Raw genomic sequence first — 8,464 nt, 5'->3', positions numbered from 1 at the left:
AATTTCGACAAAAACAGAGGGATAATTCCAGTTTTAAACTGTCTCACTTATGGGGGGTTGACAAAAGTATAGTCAAATTTAATAGCGCTAAAATGAAATAACGAGACTATGAACCTTCATAATCCCTAGTCAACTTAACAACTATAGGTGCTAACAATATTAAAGCAATCAGATTAGGAATAGCCATCAACGCATTTAAAATATCTGCAACTAGCCACAATAAATTTAGATTAGCGACAGCACCTAAAACAATCACAATTACCCATAGAATACGATAGGGAATAATGATTTTAGTACCAAATAAATAGCTCGCACAGCGTTCCCCATAATAACTCCAACCAAGCAAAGTAGTGAAAGCAAAAATAACGAGTCCCACCGTAACAACCAAGCCACCGCCATTAAAAGCAACCTGAAAAGCATCTGAAGAAAGCGCAGCCCCTGTCTCGCCAGATGTCCATAACCCACTTAATAAGATAACAAAGGCAGTAATACTACAAAGAATCATTGTATCAAAAAAGGTCCCGGTCATTGCGATTAATCCCTGGCGAACTGGGCTATTTGTTTTTGCTGCTGCATGAGCAATCGGTGCTGTGCCTAAACCCGCCTCATTTGAAAAAACACCGCGCGCAACACCAAAGCGAATCGCAGCCATTATCGTTGCACCAGCAAACCCTCCTGCTGCTGCTGCGCCACTAAACGCACTATTAATAATCAACATAAATACACTGGATAGGTGGTGAATATTAAGCCCAATAACAACCAGGCCGCCGATAATATAAAAAACAGCCATAATAGGAACCAAATAGCTAGTCACACGCCCAATCCAACGAATTCCTCCGAACAGTACTAAGCCCACCAAAACAGCACTGACTCCACCGACTAACCAAGGTGAAATACCAAAGTGATTATTTAATACGTGCGCCATCGAGTTACTTTGAACACTGTTGCCTATACCAAACGCTGCAATCGTTCCAAAAATAGCAAAGGCAACCCCTAAGCCTCGCCAGCGAGAGCCTAACCCATTTTTAATGTAATACATTGGACCACCAACGAAATTACCATTCGCATCCGTTTCCCGATATTTTACGGCAAGAACGGCTTCAGCATACTTTGTCACCATACCAATTAGTGCGGTCATCCACATCCAAAAAACAGCACCTGGCCCTCCTAAGACAATTGCAGTTGCAACGCCTGCAATATTTCCTGTACCTACCGTTGCAGCCATTGCTGTAGTCAATGCTTTAAAGCCACTGATTTCTCCTTTTGCTTGTTTTGAGTCTTTTTTAACAATTAGTTTAAGTGCTACACCCAGTTTTCTAAGCTGCAATAACCGTAAGCGTATCGTTAAATAAAGACCACAACCTAAAAGCAAAATCAGCATAACCGGGCCCCAAACAAAGCCACTTAATGCATTTAAAAATGATGCTATTTCCATATTAAAACTCACTCCTTGATTTACCTCTTTACTAGTGTAACAAAAAAGGCATAAGTAAAAGCAAGAGAAAAAATATTTTGGCTCGATTAATTATTTTTATAAACCTTTTAATAAAGTTAGGTTTAAGCATAATAGCTAGTCATAGCTCTACATGATTATTTCAAATAAAGGCAACTATAATAAAATTAATTCTGTTTTTTAAAAGCAAGTCAGGCATTTATAACAATATATGCCTGACTATAAAACGGTTATGATGTAATCAATTAAAGCTCACTGGCTGAAGCGATCACTTTATTTACAATGCCATATTCTTTGGCTTCTTCTGCCGTCATCCAGTAATCACGCTCAGTATCTTCTTCGACCTTCTCAAGTACCTGACCCGTACGCTCAGCAATAATAACATTCAAGCGCTTTCTCATTTTAATAATTTCTTTGGCTTGAATTGCTAGGTCCGTTGCCTGGCCACGTGCACCACCACTAGGTTGGTGTAATAAAAAACGTGTATTTGGCAAACAATAACGATCTTCTTTTTCAGCGCCTAGGAAGATTAAACTTCCTGCACTAGCCACCCAGCCGGTGCCAATCACACGAACACGAGGCTTGATAAAACGCATGACATCATGAATTGAATCTCCCGACTCAACATGCCCTCCCGGTGAATTCACATACACAGTAATCTCATCATCGCTCACATGTGCTAAAGCAATAAGTTGAGAAGTTACTTTTTGAGCCAGTTTTTGGTTAATTTCACCAAAAATAAAGACACTGCGCGCTTCAAACAGTTTTTCATCAATTAATGCTGAACCTTGAAGCTGTTGTTCTTGATCACTCATAATTTTATTTCACCTTTATTTCTTTTCTTCATTAACGACAAATTTATAAAATTCGCGGACAACGGTTACATTAATATCCGCAGGTAAATAGTCTTGGCTCAGCCAATCTTCACCATCCAAGCCTTCCATATACAAATTAATAATATGAGGACCGCGTTTTGCCAATTCAAGACGTGCTTGCTCTTCAGTTTGGCAATCAAAGTCTTCATTCTCAATTAACTCTTTTACATCTGTTGCAAAAGCCTCATAGGCCATACGATTGCGATCACAGTCAAACTCTTTAGCAACCTGATCGATGATATCGTCAATGTGCGGGTAATTTTTCAAAACAATATCCTATTGGTTATTATGCACAGAGTGTAGCATGTCCTTTAGTATTTCAACATGTTCAGGCAAGTCATTTAATGCCGGGATATATTCAAAAAACTCCCCACCCACAGCAAAAAACATGGCTTTACTTTGCTCATTAATCTCTTCCAGTGTTTCTAAACATTCAACAGAAAAGCCCGGACACACGACATAGACTTTTTTTATGCCTTTTTTAGGTAAAGCAGTTAATAGGTCATGAGTGTAAGGCTGTAGCCATTTTTGCAAGCCAAAACGGGATTGAAAACTAATGGCCCACTGCTGTTTTGTTAACCCCAGTTTTTCTGCCAATAATGCTGCGGTTTCATGGCACTGCACTTCATAAGGGTCTCCCATTTTAACCATCTTCTGCGGTAAGCCATGAAAAGACATCAGCAATAACGCATCAAAATGTTGATTTATTTTTGGCAAGATCGTCGATGCTAACGCATTAATATAACTAGGCCGGTTATGATAACTCTCAATTACCTTCAGTGGCTTTTGCCAGCTTAATTCTTTAATTTTTTCTGTCACAGTCAGCGTTGTTGCCATCGAGTATTGTGGATAAAGGGGTATAACAATCACTTCATCAACAAACGCTTGAATCTCATCATAAGCCACTTGGAATGAAGGTTGACCATAACGCATTGCAACAACGACCCGATGATCCTCATCTTCAAGTTCAAACTCTAATTTTGCCGCAAGCTCCTGCATATAAGACCGTAATGGTGAATCACCTTTTTGCCAAATCAGCTGATAAGACTCAACTAAGCGCTGTGATCTTTTTGGCAAAATAACATACCTTAACAAAGGTTGCCACAACCATGCTGGTAATTGCACAACATAAGGATCTGATAAAAATTCTTGCAGGTACTCTTTAATTGCTTCAGCTGTTGGCGCACAAGGCGTCCCCAAGTTAACTAAAACGACACCATATGTTTTTGACATAAACCACTCTAAACCACTCTAAACCACTCTAAACCCGCGCCATCATACCACATGGCATGACCTTTGCTTAAATCTTAATAATCTCACTTCATAAAAATGGAAAATAAACTGTATGCACCGGCGTGAACTTAATCAGGCGTTTGACCGCTCTTTTGCTTTACTCATTGAAGAAGAAAACTGCCAACACATTACTGACTTATTAGAGCAATTATGCTGTGACCATCATGATTTATTGATTGAAACAAAATACGATGATGTTGAAGTCTGTTTTAAATACCAAGCACAGGAAAACTATATAGAAATGGTTGTATACCAAGATAAAGTGTTACTCGAGGACTATCATATCGCCATTGAGAAAGTCTGTGAAAAACAAAAAATAGAAGAACTTCACCACATGTGTCACCTGATTCGTAAAACCTTAAACGACTTGCCCTTGCATAAAAACAAACCTTGCTTGCCTGATTAAGTACTATTTATTATATGCTAACTTCAGCTTATTTGTTAACTGATCAAAAAAAACAGGGTCTGATGATTTAGTAGATATACATTGAAACTCTAATTCAACATGTAAGGCCCAAGCATTGTCACTTAGCCACTGTTTGCACTTAACTGCATCCTTTTCAGTCATCAATAACGGCAGTTCTTGATTAAAATTTTCAAAATCTGAGGCTTGATAATCATGATGATCAGAAAAAGCACATGAGTGATTAATAATCCCCCCTAAATCCATACATGTATTAAAAAAGCGCTGAGGATGACCAATGCCGGCAACCACGTTCACCCGTTGACCTTTAAATCTATCAACAGCAACTTGCTCTCCTGTGTGCACATTCACCCAATAACTAACACCTAATGACGATGAAAATACCGGAACTGTTAATTGCTCTAATCTTTTAATACCCTGTGACTTATCTAGCGCGGTTGATGCTCTAAATAAATTATTGGCAACAACAAAGTCAACATCATTAAGCCTCGCCCAATCTTCACGCAAGGGCCCCGCAGGTAAACAATAACCATTACCTAAACGCTCAGCATCCATAACCGCAATTTCGATTGACCTAGCTAATGCATAATGTTGCAGACCATCATCACTTAGGACCACATCCAGGCGATAATGGCTCGTTAGATAATCAACAGCTTGCGCTCTTTTAGGTGCAATGACTACAGGCACACCCGTTAGTTGTTTAATCATTAACGGCTCATCTCCCGCTTCTAAAGCAGAGGATTCCAAGGTTACTTCATAGGGATAATGGTTATTTTTATTAGCGCCATAGCCTCGTGAAACCACACCAACAGTTATACCTCGGCGTTGAAAGTGCTCGACTAACTTCAAAACCAACGGAGTTTTGCCCACACCACCGACATGAATATTACCAACAATGATCACAGGAACTTGACTGATATAGACTTTATATAAACCGAGTTTAAAAAACTGTCGACGTAAAAATGTAATAAAACGAAATAGCCAAGAAAACGGCCATAAGGCCCATCGTAATCCATGGTTATGATACCAAATTTTCTCAATAAGCTTCATTTAGTGATTAGAGTCCATCGCAAACGCTCTTAAGTCCGCATAAGCACCCTCAGCGCTCATTAATTCTTGATGAGAACCTGACTCTATAATGCGCCCTTCGTCCATCACTAAAATACGATCAACATGCTCAATCGTTGATAAACGATGAGCAATCACAAACGTCGTCGACTGTTTCATAATGGTTTCTATCGCTGCTTGAATTAAGCGCTCAGACTCATTATCCAGTGCGGAGGTTGCCTCATCAAGAATTAAAATGGGTGCCTTTTTCAAAAGAGCACGTGCAATCGCTAAACGTTGGCGCTGCCCCCCTGAAAGCATCACACCATTCTCACCCGTTACCGTATATAAACCATGAGGAAGCTTTTCTATAAACTCCCAGGCATGAGCCATTTTCGCAGCCTCAATAACGTTTGCCTCATCCACTTCACCGAGCATACTATAAGCAATATTATGAAAAATTGTATCGTTAAACAACGCTACATGTTGCGAGACTACAGCGATTTGCTCACGTAAAGAGGCCAAAGTAATGTCATGGGTTGATATACCATCCAAAATAATATCGCCCGATGTTGCATCATAGAATCTTGGTAATAAGCTCACGAATGTCGACTTACCACTGCCAGAACGCCCGACTAAAGCAATTGACTCACCCGGCTTAACATCAATATTAATCTCATGCAGAACAGTTTTATTATGTCCTGGATAAGAAAAACTGACATTTTTAAACTGCACATGCCCACGTGTACGAGCTAAAACCGTTGTTCCTGTATCCTTCTCTTCTTCAGCATCAACCGTTGCAAATACGCTCTGAGCTGCGGCCACACCACTTTGCAATCCCGCATTTAATCCCGTAATATTCCTAAGTGGCTTTAATATCGCCACCATCGCTGTAATCATTGTTACAAAGGTCCCTGCAGAAACATGCAACTTCGCAACGGCAATGTAAATAACCAAACTCATCGCGACAGCCCCAACCATCTGGACAATCGGCGAATTTAACGCACTGATCATAGTAAACTTTAAGTTATAACGTAAAGCATACATAATTGCCTTATTAAAAGACTGCTCTTGGTAAGCTTGGCCACCAAAAATCCGAATTTCCCGGTAGCTTTTTAAGCTTTCCTCTGTTACATGAGTCACTTCAGCCATTGCATGCTGCTGCTTATGACTTAAGCGACGAAAATGCTTACTCGCAAAACTAATTAACAGGGCAATTATAGGGATAATAATTAATAAAACCAAAGATAAACGCCAACTGGTATAAAACATCACCACAAGTAAGCTAATAATCAGAGCAACTTCTCTGACCATCGTCGTCAATGAGGCACCTCCTGCAGCAGAAATTTGATCAACATTATAAAGCAGCTTAGAAATCATCTGCCCAGAAGTTGCCTTATCATAATCACTGGCAGGTAAACGCATAAACTTTGCAAAAAGCTGACGACGAATATCGCTGACCACATGGCCACTAACATAGCCAAAACAATAAGTTGCCATCACGTTTGCAGTACCACGGACAGCAAAAATACCAATCAGCACCAACGGAAAAGTTTCTAAATAAGCCAGGTCTTTATCAATAAAGCCTTTATCCATCAAAGGTTTAAGTAAGTGAATCACATAACCATCCATCGCTGAATATAATGCATTACCCACTAAGGCCAGTAACATTAAAAACCAATAAGGCTTTACATAACTTAAAATACGGCGGTAAGTCTTCAAGCCTGACTGCGATGACTGCATTCTACCTCACGACGTTTTCACTTGAGTTAAAATTTGTACTTTAACAAAACCTGCATTTTGTACAAGCTCCATAATATCGACAATGATCTGTAAAGGCGCATTCGTATCACCTTTGATACGTACCAATCTGTTTTTATTATATTTAGCCTGCTTTAGCAAAGACTGCTTTAAAGCTACCTTCCCCCCAGGCACGCGATCAGAGTTTACATAATAATCGCCTTTAAAATCAACAGAAATTACTAAAGTTTCTTGTAACGGTCCATTTAATGACGCACTTTCTGTACTGGGTAAATTTACTTGAACGCCCCCGACTTTAATAAAAGTGGCTGTAACCATTAAGAAAATCAAAACTAATAAAACAACATCAATTAACGGTGCCAGATCAAGAATAATATCCTTATGCTTATTAGAGTTAGGCCGAAACTGCATAATGAGACTCCCGTTGCAGGTCAGCACGCTCAATAAAAATCTTTGCATGTTGCTCTAATAAAGCAGCTAATACATCGATCCGACGTTGAAAGTAACGATAGAAAAACAAGCAGGGAATTGCGATAAGCAGCCCAGCGGCTGTTGTTAACAACGCCTCAGAAATACCCGAAGCCAATACTAAAGCATCCACTTGTGCGCCAGCACTTAAGGCCCCAAAGCTTTTAATCATACCAAAAACAGTGCCCAATAAGCCCAATAACGGCGAAACGGCTGCAATTGTTCCAAGTGTGCCTAAATGGCGTTCCAGTGCAAGTACAGCATGACGTCCCGCAGTTTCCATACGCTCTTCCATAGCCAAACGCCCTTGCCCCTTTGCTTCTAAACCTTCCACCAACATATAACCAAGTGGACTATGGCTCACTTTATCACGCCATTGCACAAGTTTCTTCGCTGGGTGTTCAAGTAAATCAAAGGCCTGGTCAAAAATAGGCTCAGCTAAGACATAGTTCGCTCGTAAGTACCAAAATCGCTCAAGAATAATCGCAACTGCGATTACAGCTAAAACCAGTATTGGCGCCATCAGCCAGCCACCGGTTGCAAGTAAAGAGAGCATGATAAATTCTCCTGGCTTTTTGTAAAAAGCTTAGGCTTAAATCAACCATCATGCGACTTAGTTTATAATCACTGACTAAATAAAAGTAGCTGCAATAAAGAATATTCACTAGAATTATAAAACTTTCTAATAGTAATATTTAGCTGTCCATCATGAGTCAAGGTTAAATGCTTAAAAGCACCCGGGGTCGACTGAGAGTCAACTTTGATATAAGCAATATAGCCATACAGATAAAACCGATAATAATTAACCCCATATAGCTTATCTTTATGTGGATCTAAAATGCAACAGCCTTCTTCTGAGTCAAATTTTGATAACATAAAGCTAAATTCATCAACAACTCCTGGGCTCTCGGACCAAATCAGCTTTTTTGCAAGCCCTTCTTCGTTTTGACTTAAATAAACACCTGAATAAAACGACTGACCTGAAACCGATGCTCACCACAGTACACTGATAAAAAGCAGCTTGAGCCATTGATAATTAACAGAGGGCAAAAAATAACTCACCGTTTTATCAAATTCGCCCTCCGTCATCTGAAGTGCAACACTACTCTATACTAAGCCGCCATCAAATACTCTAAAAAAACA

At 39.7% G+C, this 8,464-nt stretch carries 10 protein-coding genes; 1 reads left to right on the top strand and 9 read right to left on the bottom strand.

The window, feature by feature from the left end; translation table 11 throughout:
* Positions 1-106: 106 nt before the first annotated feature.
* The 4 genes from C200_RS04100 to hemH form a co-directional block, all read right to left on the bottom strand.
* Complete coding sequence (locus C200_RS04100) at positions 107-1,435, bottom strand: alanine/glycine:cation symporter family protein (RefSeq protein WP_016211148.1); 1,329 nt, start codon at positions 1,433-1,435, stop codon at positions 107-109.
* A gap of 263 nt (positions 1,436-1,698) precedes the next feature.
* Positions 1,699-2,268: an ATP-dependent Clp protease proteolytic subunit gene (locus tag C200_RS04095; protein WP_016211143.1), complete on the bottom strand. Its 570-nt coding sequence runs from the start codon at positions 2,266-2,268 to the stop codon at positions 1,699-1,701.
* Between the two features lie 15 nt (positions 2,269-2,283).
* Positions 2,284-2,595 carry a hypothetical protein gene (locus C200_RS04090; protein WP_016211151.1) on the bottom strand — a complete coding sequence of 104 codons (312 nt, stop codon included), beginning with the start codon at positions 2,593-2,595 and terminating at the stop codon, positions 2,284-2,286.
* 9 nt (positions 2,596-2,604) lie between these two features.
* Positions 2,605-3,561, bottom strand: a complete 957-nt coding sequence (gene hemH / locus C200_RS04085; protein ID WP_016211146.1) for a ferrochelatase — start codon at positions 3,559-3,561, stop codon at positions 2,605-2,607.
* Positions 3,562-3,673: 112 nt separating this feature from the next.
* On the opposite strand from hemH, the gene C200_RS04080 reads away from it, so the two are divergent.
* The gene (locus tag C200_RS04080) at positions 3,674-4,027 is read left to right on the top strand and encodes a hypothetical protein (protein ID WP_016211147.1); all 354 of its coding nucleotides are present in this window, start codon (positions 3,674-3,676) and stop codon (positions 4,025-4,027) included.
* Positions 4,028-4,030: 3 nt separating this feature from the next.
* On the opposite strand, the gene lpxK is transcribed toward C200_RS04080, so the two are convergent.
* From lpxK to C200_RS04055, 5 genes are all read right to left on the bottom strand, one after another.
* On the bottom strand, positions 4,031-5,095 hold the full coding sequence (lpxK, locus tag C200_RS04075; protein WP_016211153.1) for a tetraacyldisaccharide 4'-kinase: 1,065 nt from the start codon (positions 5,093-5,095) through the stop codon (positions 4,031-4,033).
* A complete protein-coding gene (gene msbA, locus C200_RS04070) occupies positions 5,096-6,835 on the bottom strand; it encodes a lipid A export permease/ATP-binding protein MsbA (RefSeq protein ID WP_016211145.1) in 1,740 nt (579 codons plus the stop codon). It abuts the gene before it with no gap.
* A 6-nt stretch (positions 6,836-6,841) separates the two neighbouring features.
* Positions 6,842-7,264, bottom strand: coding sequence for an ExbD/TolR family protein (locus C200_RS04065; RefSeq protein WP_016211152.1), 423 nt, complete (start codon positions 7,262-7,264; stop codon positions 6,842-6,844).
* Positions 7,248-7,877 carry a MotA/TolQ/ExbB proton channel family protein gene (locus C200_RS04060; protein ID WP_016211144.1) on the bottom strand — a complete coding sequence of 210 codons (630 nt, stop codon included), beginning with the start codon at positions 7,875-7,877 and terminating at the stop codon, positions 7,248-7,250. The genes C200_RS04065 and C200_RS04060 overlap by 17 nt, the downstream gene beginning before the upstream one ends.
* 68 nt (positions 7,878-7,945) lie before the next feature.
* A complete protein-coding gene (locus C200_RS04055) occupies positions 7,946-8,197 on the bottom strand; it encodes a hypothetical protein (protein ID WP_016211149.1) in 252 nt (83 codons plus the stop codon).
* Positions 8,198-8,464 lie beyond the last annotated feature (267 nt).

This window comes from Piscirickettsia salmonis LF-89 = ATCC VR-1361, from assembly GCF_000297215.2.
Classification (GTDB): Bacteria; Pseudomonadota; Gammaproteobacteria; order Piscirickettsiales; family Piscirickettsiaceae; genus Piscirickettsia; species Piscirickettsia salmonis.
Note: the sequence above shows the minus strand (reverse complement) of the source record. Positions and strands in the feature narration are given on the sequence as shown.

Excerpts from the sequence above, each read along its gene's own strand:
- C200_RS04055 (WP_016211149.1), bottom strand. The coding sequence starts at position 8,197 with ATGTTATCAAAATTTGACTCAGAAGAAGGCTGTTGCATTTTAGATCCA.
- C200_RS04060 (WP_016211144.1), bottom strand. The coding sequence starts at position 7,877 with ATGCTCTCTTTACTTGCAACCGGTGGCTGGCTGATGGCGCCAATACTG.
- C200_RS04100 (WP_016211148.1), bottom strand. The coding sequence starts at position 1,435 with ATGGAAATAGCATCATTTTTAAATGCATTAAGTGGCTTTGTTTGGGGC.
- msbA (WP_016211145.1), bottom strand. The coding sequence starts at position 6,835 with ATGCAGTCATCGCAGTCAGGCTTGAAGACTTACCGCCGTATTTTAAGT.
- C200_RS04080 (WP_016211147.1), top strand. The coding sequence starts at position 3,674 with ATGCACCGGCGTGAACTTAATCAGGCGTTTGACCGCTCTTTTGCTTTA.
- C200_RS04065 (WP_016211152.1), bottom strand. The coding sequence starts at position 7,264 with ATGCAGTTTCGGCCTAACTCTAATAAGCATAAGGATATTATTCTTGAT.
- hemH (WP_016211146.1), bottom strand. The coding sequence starts at position 3,561 with ATGTCAAAAACATATGGTGTCGTTTTAGTTAACTTGGGGACGCCTTGT.
- C200_RS04095 (WP_016211143.1), bottom strand. The coding sequence starts at position 2,268 with ATGAGTGATCAAGAACAACAGCTTCAAGGTTCAGCATTAATTGATGAA.
- lpxK (WP_016211153.1), bottom strand. The coding sequence starts at position 5,095 with ATGAAGCTTATTGAGAAAATTTGGTATCATAACCATGGATTACGATGG.